Annotated in this window: 19 protein-coding genes, 1 tRNA gene and 3 pseudogenes; 10 read left to right on the plus strand and 13 right to left on the minus strand. The window is 45.0% G+C overall.

Features of this window, described 5'->3' with window-relative positions:
• A pseudogene (locus ACGF63_RS16630) lies at nt 1-307 on the plus strand (IS4 family transposase); the annotation flags it as partial.
• Here the strand turns inward: ACGF63_RS16630 and ACGF63_RS16635 are convergent.
• The 4 genes from ACGF63_RS16635 to ACGF63_RS16650 all read right to left on the minus strand — a co-directional run bounded on the left by ACGF63_RS16635 (nt 304) and on the right by ACGF63_RS16650 (nt 2,634).
• Nucleotides 304-765 carry a hypothetical protein gene (locus ACGF63_RS16635; RefSeq protein WP_387632132.1) on the minus strand — a complete coding sequence of 154 codons (462 nt, stop codon included), beginning with the start codon at nt 763-765 and terminating at the stop codon, nt 304-306. The pseudogene ACGF63_RS16630 and the gene ACGF63_RS16635 sit on opposite strands and share 4 nt — an antisense overlap.
• Nucleotides 766-954: 189 nt before the next feature.
• Entirely contained in the window at nt 955-1,875 is a 921-nt protein-coding gene (locus ACGF63_RS16640; RefSeq protein ID WP_387632135.1) for a nucleotidyl transferase AbiEii/AbiGii toxin family protein, read from the minus strand.
• A complete protein-coding gene (locus ACGF63_RS16645; protein ID WP_387632138.1) occupies nt 1,865-2,017 on the minus strand; it encodes a hypothetical protein in 153 nt (50 codons plus the stop codon). Before ACGF63_RS16645 ends, ACGF63_RS16640 begins: the two co-directional genes overlap by 11 nt.
• The gene (locus tag ACGF63_RS16650; protein ID WP_387632141.1) at nt 2,017-2,634 is read right to left on the minus strand and encodes a DUF6088 family protein; all 618 of its coding nucleotides are present in this window, start codon (nt 2,632-2,634) and stop codon (nt 2,017-2,019) included. Before ACGF63_RS16650 ends, ACGF63_RS16645 begins: the two co-directional genes overlap by 1 nt.
• A gap of 208 nt (nt 2,635-2,842) precedes the next feature.
• On the opposite strand from ACGF63_RS16650, the gene ACGF63_RS16655 reads away from it, so the two are divergent.
• A complete protein-coding gene (locus tag ACGF63_RS16655) occupies nt 2,843-3,679 on the plus strand; it encodes an AAA family ATPase (RefSeq protein WP_387632144.1) in 837 nt (278 codons plus the stop codon).
• Nucleotides 3,577-4,527 (plus strand): annotated as a pseudogene (locus ACGF63_RS16660) (AAA family ATPase); the annotation flags it as partial. The gene ACGF63_RS16655 and the pseudogene ACGF63_RS16660, both read left to right, overlap by 103 nt.
• Before the next feature lie 67 nt (nt 4,528-4,594).
• Here the strand turns inward: ACGF63_RS16660 and ACGF63_RS16665 are convergent.
• From ACGF63_RS16665 to aspA, 6 genes and pseudogenes are all read right to left on the minus strand, one after another.
• Nucleotides 4,595-5,262, minus strand: a pseudogene (locus ACGF63_RS16665) (tyrosine-type recombinase/integrase); the annotation flags it as partial.
• Nucleotides 5,263-5,425: 163 nt separating this feature from the next.
• Nucleotides 5,426-5,501 (minus strand) — tRNA-Phe (locus ACGF63_RS16670).
• Nucleotides 5,502-5,628: 127 nt separating this feature from the next.
• Entirely contained in the window at nt 5,629-6,201 is a 573-nt protein-coding gene (locus ACGF63_RS16675) for a transcriptional regulator (protein WP_036844536.1), read from the minus strand.
• A gap of 16 nt (nt 6,202-6,217) precedes the next feature.
• Nucleotides 6,218-7,945 carry a protein-disulfide reductase DsbD gene (locus ACGF63_RS16680; protein WP_387632147.1) on the minus strand — a complete coding sequence of 576 codons (1,728 nt, stop codon included), beginning with the start codon at nt 7,943-7,945 and terminating at the stop codon, nt 6,218-6,220.
• A 179-nt stretch (nt 7,946-8,124) separates the two neighbouring features.
• A complete protein-coding gene (locus ACGF63_RS16685; protein ID WP_152962685.1) occupies nt 8,125-9,426 on the minus strand; it encodes an anaerobic C4-dicarboxylate transporter in 1,302 nt (433 codons plus the stop codon).
• A 225-nt stretch (nt 9,427-9,651) separates the two neighbouring features.
• Entirely contained in the window at nt 9,652-11,076 is a 1,425-nt protein-coding gene (aspA, locus tag ACGF63_RS16690; protein WP_387632149.1) for an aspartate ammonia-lyase, read from the minus strand.
• 377 nt (nt 11,077-11,453) lie between these two features.
• On the opposite strand from aspA, the gene ACGF63_RS16695 reads away from it, so the two are divergent.
• From ACGF63_RS16695 to ACGF63_RS16715, 5 genes are all read left to right on the plus strand, one after another.
• On the plus strand, nt 11,454-11,948 hold the full coding sequence (locus ACGF63_RS16695) for an FxsA family protein (protein ID WP_387632152.1): 495 nt from the start codon (nt 11,454-11,456) through the stop codon (nt 11,946-11,948).
• A gap of 198 nt (nt 11,949-12,146) precedes the next feature.
• Nucleotides 12,147-12,440: a co-chaperone GroES gene (locus tag ACGF63_RS16700; protein ID WP_021324345.1), complete on the plus strand. Its 294-nt coding sequence runs from the start codon at nt 12,147-12,149 to the stop codon at nt 12,438-12,440.
• A 49-nt stretch (nt 12,441-12,489) separates the two neighbouring features.
• Nucleotides 12,490-14,136: a chaperonin GroEL gene (gene groL, locus ACGF63_RS16705; protein WP_023044634.1), complete on the plus strand. Its 1,647-nt coding sequence runs from the start codon at nt 12,490-12,492 to the stop codon at nt 14,134-14,136.
• A 761-nt stretch (nt 14,137-14,897) separates the two neighbouring features.
• Nucleotides 14,898-15,779, plus strand: coding sequence for a LysR family transcriptional regulator (locus ACGF63_RS16710; protein ID WP_241826110.1), 882 nt, complete (start codon nt 14,898-14,900; stop codon nt 15,777-15,779).
• A 753-nt stretch (nt 15,780-16,532) separates the two neighbouring features.
• Nucleotides 16,533-16,877, plus strand: coding sequence for a DUF4156 domain-containing protein (locus tag ACGF63_RS16715; RefSeq protein ID WP_021324342.1), 345 nt, complete (start codon nt 16,533-16,535; stop codon nt 16,875-16,877).
• A 59-nt stretch (nt 16,878-16,936) separates the two neighbouring features.
• On the opposite strand, the gene epmB is transcribed toward ACGF63_RS16715, so the two are convergent.
• Entirely contained in the window at nt 16,937-17,965 is a 1,029-nt protein-coding gene (epmB, locus tag ACGF63_RS16720; RefSeq protein ID WP_387632155.1) for an EF-P beta-lysylation protein EpmB, read from the minus strand.
• A gap of 39 nt (nt 17,966-18,004) precedes the next feature.
• On the opposite strand from epmB, the gene efp reads away from it, so the two are divergent.
• Both efp and sugE read left to right on the plus strand, forming a co-directional pair.
• A complete protein-coding gene (efp, locus tag ACGF63_RS16725) occupies nt 18,005-18,571 on the plus strand; it encodes an elongation factor P (RefSeq protein ID WP_036844513.1) in 567 nt (188 codons plus the stop codon).
• A 230-nt stretch (nt 18,572-18,801) separates the two neighbouring features.
• Nucleotides 18,802-19,116, plus strand: coding sequence for a quaternary ammonium compound efflux SMR transporter SugE (sugE, locus tag ACGF63_RS16730; protein WP_036844732.1), 315 nt, complete (start codon nt 18,802-18,804; stop codon nt 19,114-19,116).
• Nucleotides 19,117-19,388: 272 nt separating this feature from the next.
• Here sugE and frdD read toward each other — a convergent pair whose 3' ends face one another.
• Both frdD and frdC read right to left on the minus strand, forming a co-directional pair.
• Nucleotides 19,389-19,742, minus strand: a complete 354-nt coding sequence (gene frdD / locus ACGF63_RS16735) for a fumarate reductase subunit FrdD (protein WP_387632160.1) — start codon at nt 19,740-19,742, stop codon at nt 19,389-19,391.
• A 16-nt stretch (nt 19,743-19,758) separates the two neighbouring features.
• The gene (frdC, locus tag ACGF63_RS16740; protein WP_387632162.1) at nt 19,759-20,151 is read right to left on the minus strand and encodes a fumarate reductase subunit FrdC; all 393 of its coding nucleotides are present in this window, start codon (nt 20,149-20,151) and stop codon (nt 19,759-19,761) included.
• Between the last annotated feature and the right edge of the window lie 6 nt (nt 20,152-20,157).

The following is a 20,157-nucleotide window of genomic DNA, read 5'->3' on the forward strand; positions in this document are numbered from 1 at the left end:
AGGCTTTGCAACCGGCCAGAAAGCGATAGCAGAAGGGCTCATCTGGGCAAGTCTGCTGGCGTTGATAGTCCGGCACAGTCTGGCGAGGCAGTTTTTGCCTTCAGTTTCCTTTCTCAAGGCCGCCAAAAATGTTGATGTCTGGTTGTTGCCGATATTGGGCGCGATTATTCATCATGCCTGGTCGGAAATAGAATCCCATCTGGATTGGGCCCTGAAATATCTTTCCAAAAATGCGTTGAAGTTGCCCCAAAGAAAATCCAATAAAAATAATGGGTTGGAGGGTATTTTCGAGAGGCTTAATACTTAAGGTTCAGTGTATGAAGCGTCGTTAACCAGAGAAGCGTCGGAACCATCGTTATAAAGATAGCCATATTCCCCTGATGAATATGTTTTTAACTGCCCGCCGAAATAAAAATTACCGTGATTAATGACGATGTTTTGAATTGTGACGCTTTCTCCCGGTTTGACCCATCGCGCTGGCGTGGTATTGCGCCGGGCTGCGGTTTCTCGTGACTGTTCGCGGCTGGTGCTGTATTCAACCGTCTGCCCATTAACGAAAGTAAAGGTTGCCAGTTCGTCATCATCGGGTGCCTGAGAATGTATACTTGCTACGCTATTGGTTGGCTTATTGAGAGATTTTTGTCGGGACGTATTATTTATTGGGCTGATGTTTTTACTGTTTGTTCTGGGGGGCGGAGACTTTTCCTTTTTGGAAAACAGAAACCAGATAACAGCCAGTGCAATAACAAATATCCAGAAGCCCATTCCGTGCCCTTAATCGCTGATAACGCTTCCCGGCATTGTTCTACTATCGGCAAAGGCGGCAAGCATAAAACTGGAAGATAGATCATGAAATCATACCGCGACTGGGCTGGAGTACAAGCATAAAAACCATATTATTGAAAAGGCTTATGCCATATGGCCGGGGGACTAATAAGCAGGAATAGGTTATATCTATGAGTCGCGCATAAAACGATTGATTTCATCCTGCGCATGGCGAAGGCGATCAGCAATGTCAGTAAATCCATCAGGCTGATGGAAGAACATTCCACCTTCAACTGCTGCCTGATGATCCCTGGTGATTGCTGCGAACCGTTCAGCATCGTCAGGCAACAGTTGCAAGTTTCCTACAGCAACCTGAGCAAAATCCACGCCCGGAACAGACCAGCGGCGTTGCTTCATCTCAACCACATTACGCATTGCCTCCTGCGTTTCATACGGGTTGGCGAAATTATTACGCAGCAGACAATCCACATCATACCAGTGGCGTGCCAGCCGGGCCGGGTTTGGCGCTTTGGCTTGTGTACAAAACTGGTGCAGCGCCGTCAGTTTTTCCCAAAGAATATAACCCGTGTCATAAGCATTTACGGTCGCGGCAGGTAGCTGAAGTGCATCCATTCCTGCAATTCCGGACAGGTAGCTCACTACAGGCATCAGATCGGTTGGCTTGCCACGATTTCGTCCACCAAATTCCAGCAGAATATGATCGCGTTGATAAGCCATACTGTTTTCCTTCACCCGTGGGAAATAGATATCCACTTTTTCGCCACCGCTGTCGGGTTCCATTTCTGCTTCAAGACTTGGTATTTCATAAGCCTGAAAACGTTGATTTAACCGTACTACCAACTCGCTTGTCCATTTTGTTAAGCGGTCTTGTTGCTGCTCTCTGAACCGGCGATTCTGGCTATTATTCAGCGTGCTTTGCTCCCACGCCTGCCGTTCTTCCTCTTCTGTGTGACCCGCCAGATCGGCCCAGTGAACAGAAAGATCGATATCTTCAGAAAAACGTTCAATCACGTTCCAGCATTTGCTCAACGCCGTTCCGCCTTTAAACGCGACAGATAAATCCCCCAGCAGATCCTCATTAAAAAGCAACCGAAGGATCTCTGTTACCCAGAGATCCTTTTTCCAGAAAGCTGGCTCCCAGCCCGGAGGGATGCTGCTGTGCAGCGTAAGAGAGGGTTTCCTGAAGCTCGCGGCGTTGTGATGTGCTCTGGTAATAATCGAAAATGTTCATCAGAGCGCCTTTTGCAACGTCATCAGATGTGAACGCCACGCATGAAGCGCAGGCTCATTCATTAACTTCCCGGCAATCTGCCGCGCTTTAGCGGACGGGATGCTCAGCCGATGGAAAGCATTCTTCAGTGTTTCCGGCGGTGTATGTTCCTGATTCAGACTTAGCAAACCGCGCATCAGCTCCCCTTCAGGCCGGTTCAGCCAGCGTAACCGGCTTGCTGATTTATGCTGGATCCGCACCAACTCATTGCCGACACGAAACTCTCGCGTAGGGCCGTTTGACCAGTAGATGCGTTTAACCGGAGCCTGCGTTTGCAGCCCTAACCGGTAAGCGGCTTCCAGTCCCTGTAGAGTAATTTTGTACCCGCGCTCTTTTGCCCATGCTGCGGCAACATCATTAGCACTGGCAACAACGTTAACAGAGGGGATGTTTTTTAACGGTTTTGGTCGGGAGTAGAAACCGCGTTCGACCCGGACCAGCAGACCTTCTTTTACCAGACGACTCATTGCCTGTTGTACCGACGCGCGGCTTCCCAGCGAATAAAATCCGCTGATGGAAAAGGGGATGCCACGCTTCATGCGGTGAACCCGCTGGCGGGCGAGAGCTGCAACAGACATTGATTCTCCTGTGCTGACGTTTTTATTGATATGTGATTTCATTATATCCCTTGTATAACAAGGAGTCTAATGATGATGATGTCAGTAGTTAGTACAGTATGATTATAATTTTTAATGTATCAGGCAGAAACTGTCAGCCAGGCGGCTTGCTGTAGGGCGTTCCGGGGATAAAATACCCACATACAGCAGGCGGTGATAAGGATATAGTATGACCATTCTCTCCATTCACGGCGTTCGCAGCTATCAGGGCGAAAAACCAGTAGAGTTTGACTTGAGTAAGTATGTCATTCTTATCTATGGACAAAACGGTTCAGGTAAGTCGACCGTTTCCGGGTATTTTTATAAACATGGCAGACCAGATTATGACCAATGTAGCCTGCAACCTCCACTGGATATGAACTATCTGGTGTTTAATCAGGAGCATGTGGACGATATTTTCAGTCAACCATCTCAGCTAGGTGTTTTTACCTTAAACAGTGAAAACGCAGAGATAAAAGCTGAAATAGATGCTCTGGAAGCAGAGAGTAAACGTCTGCGAACTGAAAGTGATGCTTTGGATGTGCAAAAACGTGATGTTGAGAGCATGAAAGAAAGCGTTAAAAATGAATCTGCGAAACAGATTTATAGTTCCACTGCGGAGATTAGAAAAACAGATTTATGGGATTTGATGGTTGGAACCAAACAGACAAATAAACTTTATCGTACCATTCTGGGGCACACAGAAATCGAAGATACTTCTACTCAGGAATTGGATGAAGAGCTACGTTGGTTAGAGGCCAGTAAGGGCAATCCCTACTCTTTGATTGATACATTGCCAGCCTCTCCTCTGAATGAAAACGATATCGCGTTACTGAATCAACCCTTTATTCCGACAGGTGACAGCTGCCTTGCCGCCGCAATTAGTCAATTAGGCAACATTGACTGGGTGACGAGTGGGCAGCAATGGCTGAGCAAGGACATTTGCCCATTTTGTCAAACGCCAATAGATGCCCGACAACTCCAGCAGGAGATTACCGCACTTTTGATACCTCATGGGAAACCGTAATTGGTCAGTTGCGGGAGCTTCAGGGGCGGTATCAGCTTTGGCAAGATAAACCCGAACATGTGCGTCAGTTAGTCAAAGAATGTCCTCTGGTTAGCCAGGATCACCCTGTCTATTTGTGCTTGCTTGAACTGGAACAGGCGTATCAGAGAAATAAATTGCGTATTGATGAGAAATTAGCATCACCCTCAGCATTGATCGTGATCGAAGACCTTTCTGTACTGATGGATAGTGTTTCTGTACAGATCGTAAGCATTAATGCGGCAATTAGTGAACATAACCGAAAGGCTGAGAATTACCAGTTAGAGCGGAAAGCACTGGAACAGCGGTTACTCGGTCATATTCGAAAACTGGCTACAGATACGATAATTAATCATGATGAACAATTAGCTGAGCTCGCGGAGAAATCAGCAAAATTAACGGCATCTCAGAAAGCGATAGAGGTTCAACTTAATACACTGATCGAAACCATTCGTGACAAATCCAGCTTGATTGTCAATACGCAGGAAACGATTGAACGAATTAATCACAGCCTGAATAGTCTTGGTATCACTGGGTTCCACATTGCTCCCTATGACGATCGGGATGATTATCGTCTGGTACGGGAAGGCGAGAGCAGTGATACGCCAGTTTTTGGTAGCCTGAGTGAAGGTGAAAAAACGCTGATTGCCTTTCTCTATTTTCTGGAAACCTGTACAGGGAGAAAAAGTCGTGATGACGATGACCAACGGAAACGTTTAATCGTCATTGAGGATCCGATATCCAGTCTGTCGCAAAACTATGTCTTTGAAATCGCGTCGTTGATCCAGCATCAGGTTATACGTGCCAAAATAGCTGAAAAAGTCATCATCCTGACGCACAGTCTGTTTTTCTTTCAGGAGTTGCTGCTTTCTGCGGAAAGAAAGAAAAGGCGTGCTGGTTCTTGCCCACCTGACCGGACTCGATCAGCGCACTACAGGCCATCGTGCGGAAGCCGTGGCCACAGATATCCACTTTCGTGTCGTGTAACCCATTACCCGTAGCGCTTTGTTGATGGTGTTTTCGCTCATTGGCTTACGCGGATCGTGGTCGCCCGGAAACAGCAATTCTCCGTTGCCGGACAGCAGTTTTAGCTGTTTCAGCACCGTCATTGCCTGTTTTGACAGCAGCACCAGATGCGGCGTTTTCATCTTTGCGCCGTGCTCTGAATAGCGCACGCCCGGAATCGGCTCACGCTGGGCGGGGATCGTCCACATTGCGCCATCCAGATCGATCTCCGTCCAGCGGATATTGCCCGCCAGCCACTTACGGGCGACCTCCTCAAAGGTATTGCCGCTTTTCTTCGCCTGCTGCTTTTTTACACCCGGTTCGTCGCCTGCGTTGAGTACCGAGCGGGCTTCTTCACGCAGCTTACGCGCATTCGCCAGCGTAACGGTCGGGTAAGCGCTAAACGCCAGCTTCTTCTCCTTGCCGCCAAAGCGGTACTTGAGGTGCCAGAGTTTAGAGCCGTTAGGTTTAATCAGCAGGTACAGGCCCTGCGCGTCGCTGAGTTTGTAAGGTTTATCAAGCGGCTTTGCGTTGCGGATGGCGGTATCGGTGAGTGGCATAGCGGGGGCTCCAGAGTTTATCGAACCAACAGGCCCCCAATTAAGCTCCCCAAAACTCCGGATGTCAAAAACCCTAATAGAACTTTTCGGTACCATCAGGTTTCTTTAACTTACTGATTTTATAACGTTTCAGGACGTATAAGGACATCATGAAACTAAGTTTTGGTGCCCGGACTCGGAATCGAACCAAGGACACGAGGATTTTCAATCCTCTGCTCTACCGACTGAGCTATCCGGGCAACGGGGCGAATTAAACCGTATTCAGCCTAAGTCGTCAATGCCTTTCTGATAAAAAATGATAAAAGACGATTGATTGCTGACTTTTTACCCCAAATTTGTGTGGTTATTCATCTTGGCTGATTTTTATTAGCTTAACGCACCATTTTTGCGGCATTTGGCGATAGCCAAAACATCTTCTGCCAGCAGTTTTGCCGTCGCGATATCATCAATATCCCGTTTGATCAGTAGCTTGCTCAGGCAACCTTCCAGAATCAGTTCCATCTGTTTGGTAATCAGTTCACAATCTTCGATATCTAGTTGATGTAATAACTCGGTGGTGTAATGGGAAGAATTCTGTTTTTGCAATTCAGCTAATTGATGGATAGGGTGGTCAGATTCAGGGAATGCACTACAGGCCGCGATAAACAGGCAGCCTGGATAGCGTTTCTCTTTTACTTTTTCACCAAGCGCTGCATAACGAGCCAGTAGCTTTTGCTCTGGTGTCAGATTTTCATCCAGTAACATCTGTCGTTGCCAGACTTCAATCTGTTGGCCGTGATAACGCAGGCAATCATAAAGCAGCGCTTCCCGATCGGGCCAGAACTGCTTTAGATATTCCATATCCATGTTAAGTGAACCAAGGAGTATCTCAGTTGTGGCGGATAAGCCATGTTGTTCCAGCAAGTTTAAGACATGACTAAGAACTTGTTCTCGTTGCACGGTGTTCTCCTTCAGATCATTTTTGCAGATGTTGCAAATGCTCGTTAAAGCGGGTTGTATTCATAAAACCATTTACCCGTGAATCAGGGATCTCTTTTCCTTGAGAGTCAAAAAACAGAATAGTCGGTAATCCCCGAACATTCAGTTTTTCCAAAAGTTGTTTTTGCTGTGGGCTGTTATTGGTGACATTTGCCTGTAATAGTAAGGTTTCACGTAGTTGTGATTGAACCTGTGGATCACTGAAAGTATATTTTTCAAATTCTTTACATGCGGCACACCAGTCAGCATAGAAATCAAGCATGACGGTTTTATGGTTGTTTTGTGCCATTAGGTGTTCCAATTCTTGCCAGTTATTTATCTGGCGGAAATTGAGGCTGTGTTGCGATTGTTGTGTCGCTGCCGTACCCCAAAACCAATCCTGCAATGGGCGGGTGGCTATCAGCGTCAGAACTAACAATATCAGTTGCATGACTCTTATCCAGCCATTTTGGCTTCTGAGTGTCAGAGCAAATCCCCATCCCAGGAAACTGACCGCCAGCAGGCTCCATAATCGTATTCCCCATACATCACCGATAACTCTTTCCAGCAGGAAAACAGGCAGTGCAAGGATAATGAAGCCAAAAGCTTCTTTAACATATTGCATCCAGGGACCGCTGCGTGGCAGGAGTTTATGACCAAACAGGGTGACGGCAATAAGTGGTAATCCCATTCCTAAAGCATAAAGATAAAGGGTTACTCCCCCTGCTACTGTATTACCACTTTGGGCAATATAGAGCAGTATGGCGCTTAAAGGCGCGGTAGTACAAGGTGAGCAAATTAATCCCGCTAATGCACCCATAGCGAATACACCAAAGAATGAGCCACTTTTTTGCTGGTTACTCCAGCTGACCAGGCGGGTCTGAATGGAGGAAGGCAGTTGCAGGGAATAAAGGCCGAACATCGATAGTGCTAGTAGAATAAACAGTATCGACAAACCAATCAGCACATATGGATGTTGCAATGCGGCCTGAAATTGTAAACCCGCAGCCGCGACAATCAATCCAAGTAAGGTGTAGGTGATTGCCATTCCTTGAACATAGCTTAGGGCCAACCAGAAAATCTGTTTTAGGTTCTTAGGGCGCTGACCACCAAGAATAATGCCGGAAATCAGTGGATACATCGGCAGTACACAAGGTGTAAAGGCGATACCAATGCCAATCAAAAGTGCCCAAAGTGGTGAAAAAGGTAAATTTTGCTGGTCATTTGATGCACTTTCTGGCGTTTTATGAACAGGTTCGGTGGGTATTACGTTAGTTGTTTTTGATGGGATAACTGTACTTAATGGAACCAGGCGGGTTTCCGGTGGGTAGCAGTATCCTGCCGCGGCACAGCCCTGATAAGTGACGACAATATTGGATTTATCATTTGCCTCTGTAACAGGAACATTTACCGCGAGTTGTTGGAAATAAACTTCAGTTTCACCAAAGAATTCATCCTGATGAGCCGTACCTTGTGGCAACGTAATTTTACCTAGTGTGGCCTGCTGTGGCTCAATACGAAGTTGTTTGCGGTAAAGGTAATAACCCGGTTTGATCTGCCAATTTAGTGTCAGTTTGTCGCCTTTTTGCTGAAAATCAAACATGAATGCCTGATCTGCCGGCAAATACAGGTTTTGCCCCGGTTGTTCAAACAGCGCATTCGCTGCCAGTGGGGTAAACATCGTACTGCAAAGCAGTAAAAACAATATCAGAGTACGTTTAATCATAAGGTTAATGATCGCTAATAGAATAGAAATATTCAGCACTATAACCGAAGGCTGTCAGACCAGAAAGTGTTCTGGTTAAGATTAAGACAATAATTAAGGGCTTGCAGAGAAAAGAACATTATTTCAGAGAAGAGTTCAGGAGCGGTGTACGCCCCTGAATTAGGTTGTTATTGACGGGATTAGAGGATCATACCGCCGAACAGGAAGCCGAGGGCAACCGCCAGAGCAACCCCGATGGTGCCGGGAATAAAGAACGGATGGTTGAAGACGAAACGGCCGATACGGGTAGTTCCAGTGTCATCCATCTGAACTGCGGCAACCAGGGTTGGATAGGTAGGCAGAATAAACAACCCGGAAACTGCGGAGAAAGAAGCGATTGCCGTCAGTGGTGTGACGTTCAGAACCAGAGCCATCGGCATCAGCGCTTTTGCGGTTGCCGCCTGTGAATAGAGCAGGGCGGAACAGAAGAAGAAAATAACCGCCAGCAACCAGGGTTGAGATTGGATTAAGCCGCCGGCAGTGCCTTTGATCCAATCAATATTCGCCTGTACAAAAGTGTCACCTAGCCATGCAACACCCAGAATACAGATACATGCGCTCATTCCTGCTTTAAAGGTACTGGAATTCAGGATGGCGTCAGTATCAACTGAGCAGGACATCGTAGTGATAGTTGCGACACTCAGCATAATGATCAGAATAGCGTGAGTGGTGTTCATCAGTGGTTCTTCAACCAGACCGATACTTGGGCTATTGACGATAGCGTAAATAACAACACTGATAACACCTACTAAGAACAACAGAACAGAAGCCTTAGCCCTTGGTTTAACTTCAATCTGTTTGCTGCCACGCAGAGTCACCAGGTTTTCTGCCAGACGTTTTAGATAAACAGGGTCATCAGACAGTTTGGAATTAAACACCCAAGAGACGATGAAGGACATTAGAACGATAGCCGCGAAAGTGGATGGCAACAGGACCATCAGCAGATGAATATAGCTGACTCCGTGGCCTTCCATCAGAGAAGACATATAAACGACCGCAGCGGAGATTGGCGAGGCGGTGATACCAATCTGGGCTGCGACAACCGCAGTGGAAAGCGGACGGCATGGTTTAATGCCTTGTTCTTTTGCAACTTCGGCAATCACCGGCAGTGCTGACAGAGAGATGTTACCTGTACCTGCAAACAGTGTCAGGAAATAGGTAACGATAGGTGCGAGGATCGTGATGTATTTTGGGTTTTTACGCAGCAATTTTTCAGTTTGTTGAACCAAATAATCCAGACCACCGGCGACTTGCATGGCAGAGATTGCAGCGATAACCGCCATAATGATGGAAATAACATCGAATGGAATATGCCCCGGTTTAACACCCATTGCTGACAGCACCAAAACGCCAAGACCGCCGGCAAATCCAATGCCGATCCCCCCTAATCTGGCACCCAGGAAGATGGCCAGCAGAACGATAACCAATTCTACGGCTAACATAATATTTACTCCTTGAAATAATTAAAAATTTGAAAATTTTAGGTTAATACTTTGTGCATGTAGGGAAGTAAAAAGGCACGCTATCCAGTTGGAGTTGCGTGCCTTGATTGCTAAGAGCTATTTTTTATTATATTCAAAAAGTTATCACTATTATCGTTAGGCTGTTTTATTTGTCATTCTTTGCCGTTAAGAGCAGCCTGCAATAATAACGCCTACTCGATAGGTTTAATCATCACAACGTTTTGCTTTATAAGCCGGGCGTTTTAAGTTCTCTACACAGAAGATATCATCCAACTCAGTTTCAGTCAGTAAGCCACGTTCCAGCACGACTTCACGAACACTTTTGCCAGTTTCAGCACAGATCTTACCAACGATATCACCATTATGGTGACCGATGAATGGGTTCAGATAAGTAACGATACCGATCGAGTTGAATACGAAGTTTTCGCAAACTTCTTTGTTCGCCGTGATGCCGTTAATGCATTTTTCTACCAGGTTGCGGCAAGCGTTGCTTAGCAGGGAGATAGATTCAAACATGGCCTGACCAATAGCGGGTTCCATTACGTTTAGCTGTAACTGGCCGGCTTCGGATGCCATAGTAACACAAATATCGTTGCCGATGACTTTGAAGCAAACCTGATTTACAACTTCTGGAATAACAGGGTTAACTTTTGCCGGCATGATAGAAGAACCCGCCTGCAATTCAGGCAGGTTGATTTCGTTCAGGCCAGCACGAGGACCGGAAGAGAGTAAACGCAAGTCATTACAGATTTTAGACAGTTTAACAGCCAGACGTTTCAGCGCGCCGTGAACCATAACGTAAGCACCGCAGTCGGAGGTTGCTTCAATCAGGTCTTCGGCGGGTATGCAGGGTAAGTCAGTGACCTCAGCCAGTTTTTCTACCGCCAATTTTTGATAACCCGGTGCGGTGTTCAGACCGGTGCCGATAGCAGTAGCACCAAGGTTAACTTCCAGCAACAGTTGAGAAGTCCGGTTCAGGTTTTTAACTTCTTCTTTCAGCAGGATTGAGAATGCATTGAATTCCTGTCCTAGCGTCATAGGAACTGCATCCTGTAACTGGGTGCGACCCATTTTCAGAATGTCATCAAATTCTTTGGCTTTTTTATCGAAGCCGGCGATCAACAGTTCAAGAGACTCGACCAGTTTCATGATGGAGTTATAAACTGCGATGCGGAAACCGGTTGGGTAGGCATCGTTAGTTGATTGGCTTTTATTCAGATGATCATTAGGGTTCAGGTGTTCATATTCACCTTTTTTATGGCCTAACAATTCCAAACCGATGTTTGCCAGAACCTCGTTGGTATTCATGTTGAGTGAAGTACCGGCACCGCCTTGAAACACGTCAATTGGGAACTGGTCCATACATTTGCCAGTATTGAGCACTTCGTCGCAGGCTTTGATAATGATATCCGCAATTTTTTTGGGAATGGTTTGCAATTCCTTGTTAGCTAAGGCGGCGGCTTTTTTTACCATCACCATGCCACGGATAAATTCGGGTACATCATTGATGGTGCTGTTACTGATGTAGAAGTTTTCAATCGCACGTAAGGTGTGAATACCGTAATAGGCTTCAGCGGGGACTTCTCGTTTACCTAACAGGTCTTCTTCGATACGAATGTTGTTTAACATGAGAACCTTCTTATTAGATTACGTTTTTACTGTCTAATGATGCGTTTGTTAAATAATTATGTTGCCAACAGCAATAGTTATGATATGAACCCTTCATCACCAGATTGCTGGCGTGATCATATGCTGGTTAGCAATAAATGCATTGAATCTGGATCACTTTATAGTGGTATTTGCTTAACGTGATTTGATATATGTGATATTAATCACAATTATGAGCCTGATCAGTAAGATTTTCAGAGGATTGAAAACGATGGCTGTGACCCCAATCATATCTCTAATAAACTGAAAAAATGTTAATTTAGTTGTTCCTTGGATTTTGTTGATATGATTTATCCAGGATACAACCTTTTCATCCCAATTAATTGAAGGAGCACCAAGTGCGTTGGTTGCCATTGATCCTGATATTTTTGCTTGTCTACATTGAGTCAACCTTATTTGTACGTGTTGCCTCTGAATTAGGTGTGTTATTAACGCTGTTACTGGTGCTGTTTACTTCTTGTGTCGGTATTTCTCTGGTACGCAATCAGGGTATGAAGAATTTTATCCAGATCCAGCAAAAGTTGGTTGCCGGGGAGAGCCCGGCGGCAGAAATGGTAAAAAGCGTGTCTCTTTTGCTGGCGGGTTTCCTATTACTATGCCCTGGCTTTTTTACTGATTTCCTTGGGTTACTGCTGTTACTACCGCCGGTTCAAAAAACATTAATGATGAAACTGATGCCACATATCAATTTCTATCGTCCTCATAATAGCGGTGGGTTCAGACGGGATAATAATACCTTTGAAGGGGAATATGAGCGCAAGCAAGATGACCCCTCCCGTAAATTGAACGACCCTAAATCCGATTCCGATGATGACGAACATAAGCCCCGTTGATAAGAGGTTATCTGCTGAATGTTGTGTCAAATCATCGGTTTTTTTCTTGTAGGTAAGAAAAAAGTAAAATATTTTTTTGCCTGCCCTTGAAGTATCATAAATAAGTCCCCATTTAATCTATTATGATACTGGTTCAATGAAAGCATACTGGTATCAATCCTCTTACCTGATATGGACTTTCTTATAGGAGAGCTATCAATGAATATTCGTCCATTGCATGATCGTGTAATCGTCAAGCGTAAAGAAGTTGAATCAAAATCTGCTGGCGGTATTGTGCTGACTGGCAGTGCTGCGGGTAAATCTACTCGTGGTGAAGTTTTGGCTGTAGGCAATGGCCGCATCCTTGAAAGCGGTGACGTAAAAGCACTGTGTGTGAAAGTTGGAGATATCGTTATTTTTAACGATGGTTACGGTGTTAAGTCAGAGAAGATCGATAACGAAGAAGTATTGATCATGTCTGAAAGCGACATTCTGGCAATTGTTGAAGCGTAATTGTTGCGCTTAGATCTTCTTAACTGAACGAATTTAAAGGAAAGAAATAATGGCAGCTAAAGACGTAAAATTTGGTAGCGACGCTCGCGTTAAGATGCTACGTGGTGTGAATATTCTTGCTGATGCAGTAAAAGTAACCCTGGGCCCTAAAGGCCGTAACGTTGTTCTGGATAAATCTTTTGGTGCGCCTGCAATCACTAAAGACGGCGTTTCTGTTGCTCGTGAAATTGAACTGGAAGACAAGTTCGAAAACATGGGTGCTCAGATGGTGAAAGAAGTTGCCTCTAAAGCGAATGATGCTGCGGGTGACGGTACAACCACTGCAACTGTATTGGCTCAGTCTATTGTTACTGAAGGTCTGAAAGCCGTAGCCGCTGGCATGAACCCAATGGATCTGAAACGTGGTATTGATAAAGCTGTGATTGCCGCAGTTGCAGAACTGAAAAAGCTGTCCGTACCTTGCTCAGATTCCACCTCTATTGCTCAGGTAGGGACTATCTCCGCTAATTCCGACGAAACTGTGGGTAAATTGATCGCAGAAGCGATGAAGAAAGTCGGTAAAGAAGGTGTAATCACCGTTGAAGAAGGTACAGGCCTGGAAGATGAACTGGATGTCGTTGAAGGCATGCAGTTCGACCGTGGCTACCTCTCTCCTTATTTCATCAATAAACCAGAAAACGGTTCTATTGAGTTAGAAAACCCATATATTCTTCTGGTAGATAAAAAAATCTCCAATATCCGTGAACTGTTGCCAGTTCTTGAAGGCGTAGCTAAGGCAAGTAAGCCTTTGCTGATTGTTGCTGAAGATGTTGAAGGCGAAGCACTGGCAACTCTGGTTGTTAACACTATGCGTGGCATCGTAAAAGTTGCTGCGGTTAAAGCGCCTGGCTTCGGTGACCGCCGTAAAGCTATGTTGCAGGATATCGCTGTTCTGACTAACGGTATCGTTATCTCTGAAGAGATCGGTCTGGAGTTGGAAAAAGCCACTCTGGAAGATCTGGGTCAGGCAAAACGTATCGTTATCAACAAAGACACCACAACTATCATTGATGGTGTTGGCGAAAAAGTGGCAATTGATGGCCGTGTTTCTCAGATTCGTCAGCAGGTCGGAGAATCCACTTCTGATTACGACCGTGAAAAACTGCAAGAGCGCTTGGCTAAACTGGCTGGCGGTGTTGCTGTTATCAAAGTGGGTGCTGCAACAGAAGTTGAGATGAAAGAAAAACGCGCCCGTGTTGACGATGCTCTGCATGCAACCCGTGCAGCAGTAGAAGAAGGCGTGGTTGCTGGTGGTGGTGTTGCTCTGGTTCGCGTTGCCGCTTCAATTGCTGGCCTGAAAGGCGACAACGAAGATCAAAACGTAGGTATCCGTGTTGCAATGCGCGCAATGGAAGCACCTTTGCGTCAGATCGTTGACAACGCAGGTGAAGAACCCTCTGTTATCGCGAACAACGTGAAAGCAGGTGAAGGCAACTACGGTTATAACGCGACTACTGAACAGTATGGCAATATGATCGAAATGGGTATTTTGGATCCAACCAAAGTGACCCGTTCTGCACTGCAATTCGCAGGATCTATCGCTGGCCTGATGATCACTACTGAATGTATGGTGACTGACCTGCCTAAAGATGATAAAGCTGATTTAGGTGCAGCAGGCGGTATGGGTGGCATGGGCGGTATGGGCGGCATGATGTAATGTGACGAAAGTCGCATTGCTTTGATGTAACTATACGTCTTGTGTGAGCAGGTTAATTCTGCTCACACGCTTTTTTATAGAAAACATGCCACAACAAGCTGAATAGTTGTGTGGTGTTTCAATTCAAACTCAAAATAAGTCACTGGCTGTGACAATAGCGATTTTCCCCACCACGAAGTTGCAATTCACGATCTCGGTAAATTCTTGTGACCCGTCCCGTGTCAGATATATTGATACTTCTATAGAGTACCTTGCCTTAATTGTGAGCTAAGATTAAGAGAGGGTATCCTCAGCAAGTTCGTCAAGCATTTCAAGCAATAGATCGAATGCCGTAGGTGCATCCCTGATAGTCAACCCCTGTAGTGTAGGGTTTTCGTAAGTAAACAATTAAAGGTTTCCGTCTATCTTTGCTTCGAATCGGTACGGGATTGGGGGCAGTTCTGGATCAAATGACAAATTCAGATAGTAGCCGCTTTCCTGACCATACCTTGTGCAAATAATCCACTGACTCTCGCAGAGAATTTCCTCTTTTATCAAAATTAACTGCCCATAGGAGGAAACTTAACGGGTCGATTCCCGGTGGTGAACCCCAAAATTAGGCGTCTTTTGGAAAGGGCAAACACTAAAGCTGCCGGGTTGTCGTAGTAAAAATATATCTTTAACTTTAGAAAAAACGAGCTTATTAGACTAGAATTCATTTATTCATAGGATTTTGGAAAAAAATTCAAATATCTATGCACAAATTCAATAGATCTACAGAAATGGCTGTATTCGTTCAGGTAATTGAGTCGGAAAGCCTCTCTGCTGCTGCTCGCAAGCTCGGTATGACGCCATCAGCAGTCAGTAAGCTTATCAATCGACTAGAGATACGACTCGGTGTACGGTTGCTGAATAGAACGACACGTAAGCTTCAGTTAACATCTGAGGGCTCTGTTTTCTATGAGCGCAGTATTAGGATTTTGGAGGACATCGTAGCCGCTGAACAAGAAGCAAATCAGGGTGCGGCGCCTCGTGGACGAATACGCGTGCATTGCCATGTTGCGTTTGGAAAACACTGCTTGATGCCTTTGTTGCCGGATTTTCTGCAACGCTACCCGGAGATCACACTCGACATCTCATTGTGCGACTTGATAGTGGATTTACTTGATGATCGCAGTGATGTGGCGATTCGCGTTGGTCCTCTGGACGACCCGCGTCTTATGGTGCGGCGGTTGGGTTCAAGCCGAATGGTTGTGGTAGGAGCTCCTTCATACCTTGAAAGGATGGGGATACCTTCTACGCCTGGAGACCTTGGTCGCTACAATCGGCTCGGTTTTGGCTTTACCCGCCATGTGAAAGCTTGGCCTTTCATCGATTCAGAAGAGCGGGTGCAACAACTGCCTTCAGGAAATTTGTTGCTCGGTGATGGAGAAACCATGCGCAAAGCTGCGATAGCCGGACTTGGTTTAGCACGTCTGGCACGTTTCCATGTGAGTGCCGATATTCAGGCTGGTCTGTTGCTACCTGTACTCGAAAATTATAATCCTGGTGATGAGGAAAAGATATATGCGGTTTTTGTTGGTCCAGGTCGCCAATTCCCATCACGAGTTCGGGTATTTTTGGACTATCTGACAGAGAATATCCACATTGGTGATGAGGAGTGATAACTGCAAAATATGACATCATGAAAATGCCTGATTGGGTGTTATCATGGTGTCAATGGATACTATTTTCGGTATTTCTGACTAAATGCGACACCTCTTTCTTAACTCATGTTCCATATTAGTGAACGGCAGTTAATGATCACTTTTACACTCTGTTGTTAATAGTTCCTTTATAATCGTGTTTGATACAGTGATGTATTATCCCCGATATGTCAGCTGTCACTGTGACAATTGAAAAACAGAAAATCTTCAGGTATTTAATATAAAAAATACCATTATATTTAATCCATTAGAGTAGTGATTGAAAAAGTAGTAATTATTTAAATATAATCAAGTCCATGTAAAACCTAGATGAATATAATATCTAAATACCTTAATGGGTGGCTTTCCATAAGATGTAATGTCATATAATTTCTCGATAAAAAATCAAATGGAGTTAATTAAATTACAGGCTCATTTTTGTGCTTGTACTATGAATGTAACGGATGTCACTTATTTTTCTGTTTTCATACGATATAAAATAGTCAATGTACTAACCAGCTAATTAATTTTCATGAGATAAATAGTTTATCCATATTATCTATTCGGCTATTCTCTCTATTTTTTGCTGAATTCATACTGGTGCAAAAAGTTTCTGGCTTAAACACTTCATCTTAAGGGTTCCTTTATAAATTATTTGTTTTGCGATATTGGTGTACAACAAGGTATATTGATGATTAGTTGTGAAATTTCCAACGATAAATGGGGAAAGAAATGCGAATTAAAGTTTTGCTCAGTGCTTCAGCATTGTTACTGTTAGCAGGGTGTACAGCCACAAATCAATTAACTTCCGGCGGTTCACAGGTTCGTTTTGTTGATACTAAGCCAGGCAGTGAGTGCCAGTTATTAGGTGAAGTGGCAGGTACTCAAAGTAACTGGATGACTGGCGTAAGTAATGAGAGTAGCTCAATGCGTGGTGCGGCTAATGATTTACGCAATAAAGCCGCAGCTATGGGCGGAAATGTGATTTATGGTGTAACCAGCCCAAGTGAAAGCCTGTTATCGAGCTTTGTTCCACTGGATAGTAAAATGATTGGTCAAGTCTATAAATGTCAGTAATTGTATTCTGGATTTGAATGACATGCCCGGCTGAAAAGCATCCGGGCATGAATTTTCTGTTAATTTTGCCTTAGTCCCAAATCTAATGGCGTCTTACTCGGTTCTCCGCCTATCTCCCTTGCCAGACGTGGCACCAGATAACCTGAAACTTTTGTCAGCAATTCCCGGATAAGCTCTCTGGCTTCCTCATCACTGACCATAAAATGAGTGGCTCCTTGTACTTTATCCAGTACATGAATGTAATAGGGCAGAATCCCCGCATCAAACAGAGCGTTGCTCAGATCAGCCAGAATATCAGAGTGATTATTGATACCGCGTAATAATACACTTTGGTTTAGTAACGTGATGCCTGCTTGTTTTAGCATCATCATACTGCTCTGTAAGGATGGGTCGATCTCATTAGCATGATTGATATGCGTCACCATGATCACTTGTAATCTCGATTGTGACAGCCGATCGCAAAGTGTTGTTGTGATCCTGGCGGGGATAACCACAGGCAAACGGGTGTGAATACGTAGTCGTTTGATATGGGAAATTTTTTCCAGGTTGCTGATCAACCAGTCCAATTCATGATCTTTTGCCATTAACGGATCGCCGCCAGAGAAGATAATCTCATCAAGCTCAGGATGCTGTTGAATATAATTTAACGCTTGCTGCCAGTTGCGCTTATTACCTTTGTTATCCTCGTATGGGAAATGACGGCGGAAGCAGTAACGGCAGTTAACCGCGCATCCTCCTTTAACCAGCAGCAGTGCGCGGTTACGGTATTTATGCAATAAACCGGGAACGGCACTTCGCTGTTCATCCAGAGGATCGGTGGAAAAACCAGGTGTAAGCGTAAATTCTTCTGGTGTCGTTATGACCTGTAGTAACAACGGATCATTAGGATCGTTTGCTTGCATACGGGCAGCAAAGGCTCTGGGTACTCGTAGTGGAAACAGCCGACGAGCGCCACTCCCTTTGGCTAGCTCCGGGTGTTCATGTAACGACAATAATTGTAATAATTCGTCAGGATCAGTAATAACATCTGTAAGTTGTTTCAACCAGTCTTCTCTGATGAGGATCTTTGGGGTTATAATATGCGCCATTTTTTGGCAAAGCCATTTTGTTTAAATTAGAGGGTCTCCATGGCTACTTATAGTACCAACGAATTCCGTTCAGGTCTTAAAATCATGTTAGATGGCGAGCCATGCTCTGTTATTGAGAGTGAATTTGTTAAGCCGGGCAAAGGCCAGGCGTTTGCCCGTACTCGTATTCGTAAGCTGATTTCCGGCAAACTACTAGAAAAAACGTTCAAGTCTACTGACTCTGTAGATGCCGCAGACGTAATGGATATGAACCTGACTTACCTGTATAACGATGGTGAGTTTTGGCACTTTATGAACAACGAAACCTTCGAGCAGTTAGCCGCTGATGAAAAAGCGGTTGGAGAGAATGCGAAATGGTTGGTTGAGCAGGCTGAGTGTATCCTGACGCTATGGAATGGTCAGCCTATCTCTGTAACGCCACCGAACTTTGTTGAATTGGAAATCACTGAGACTGATCCAGGTCTGAAAGGTGACACTGCGGGTACGGGTGGTAAACCAGCAACCCTGAGCACTGGTGCTGTGGTAAAAGTACCTCTGTTCGTACAAATCGGTGAGGTGATTAAAGTGGATACTCGTTCTGGCGAATATGTTTCCCGCGTAAAATAACCGCTGGTTGTATTCGGTAAAAACCGCCGTTCTGGGCAACAGGCTGCGGTTTTTCTTTAATTAATGTGGAAGGCAATAGCTATTTATGTCTTCAGACTGCTGTAATATTATTTTATTGATACCACACTCTTACACGATTATAATCTGCCTTCATTTCTAATAGTTATTCGGGACGACCTGGATATACTTCGGTTTTTCGGGGACGACCCCACAACTCTATGGGCGTTGATATGTCCTGGTTTATTCTTATTATCGCTGGTTTGTTTGAAGTTATTTGGGCGGTTGGCCTGAAATACACTCATGGTTTTACCCGCTTGACACCAAGTCTTATTACTGCCGGTGCTATGGCTATCAGTGTAGGGATGCTCGCTTATGCAATGAAAGGCTTACCAGTGGGCACAGCCTATGCCGTATGGACTGGAGTAGGCGCAGTAGGTACCGCCATTTTTGGCATTATGGTTTTGGGTGAGTCAGCAAGCCTTGCCAGAGTATTGAGCCTCGTCCTGATTGTTGCCGGTATTATTGGTCTGAAACTGGCTAGTTAATTTTAAACCGCACTCCAAAGGTTAAATATAGCGTCTTACAGGTTGGCAGTGCGGTTGGTTAATGAGATTCACCCCTACCCTGTGAGCGGTACGCTGGCCTTTTGCGATAGCTTCATATGATTGGCGGGGCACAAACAAGCAATCAGAAAGTCCAATATCAGAGCAGTATGATTTAAAACTTATCCAGATGATGTGCCGCCGCGCATTTACTCATGAGTTTTTACGCTATTGTCATCAGTACCTTCCTCATACTTCGGCGACTGCTTTGCCAATTACAGAGTGAAAACAGCGATGATAGCGACAACACTCAGGATCGCTGCCAGACCGTAGAAAACCCATTTACCTGCTGGGACATGAATTTTCAGGTCATGCATACCGTGATGAATACGGTGTAAACCGCACCATAGCGGCAGAGTAATCATTAGTAATAAGAAAGCACGACCAATCAAGCTCTGACAGAAAACCAAAATTCTTTCATAGCTTAACGCTTCCGGTGCTATTCCCAGTGGTAATAGGATAGTTACCAGTAAGATAATGGCTGGAGCCACAATTGCGCCCCACATACCCCCAGCACCAAATAATCCCCAGAAAATCGGTTCATCGGAACGTTTAGGTATTTGATTCATCAGATTCTCCTTGGGGTTAAAGTAAGGCTATGCCTAAGATCATAGCGGTGACAATAATAGTGACGGCCCATAACAGCTTGATTATGGGTTCAGGTCCCATTTTTTCACCTTTTATCACTACGTTAGCTGCCTTTGGTGCCAGTTCAAACCACGTTTTGGTGTGTAGCAGAGTGCCCAGTAGAGTGACGATGTTAATCAGTAGGATAACTGGGTTTTGCAAGAAGGTGACGAATCCATTCCAGCTTTGTGCACCACCTTTTAGAGCGAATACACCGCATATCAGCAAGATACTGAACCACACAGTCGTAACCGCAGTACTTTCACGCAGAATATAGAAGCGATAAAAGTCCAGTTTCTGCCACCAGTTGGGAGCTATGCCGCGGACATAAGGTTTACGTTTGGTAGTCATTGTACT

Source organism: Photorhabdus sp. RM322S (assembly GCF_042879395.1).
Taxonomy (GTDB): domain Bacteria; phylum Pseudomonadota; class Gammaproteobacteria; order Enterobacterales; family Enterobacteriaceae; genus Photorhabdus; species Photorhabdus khanii.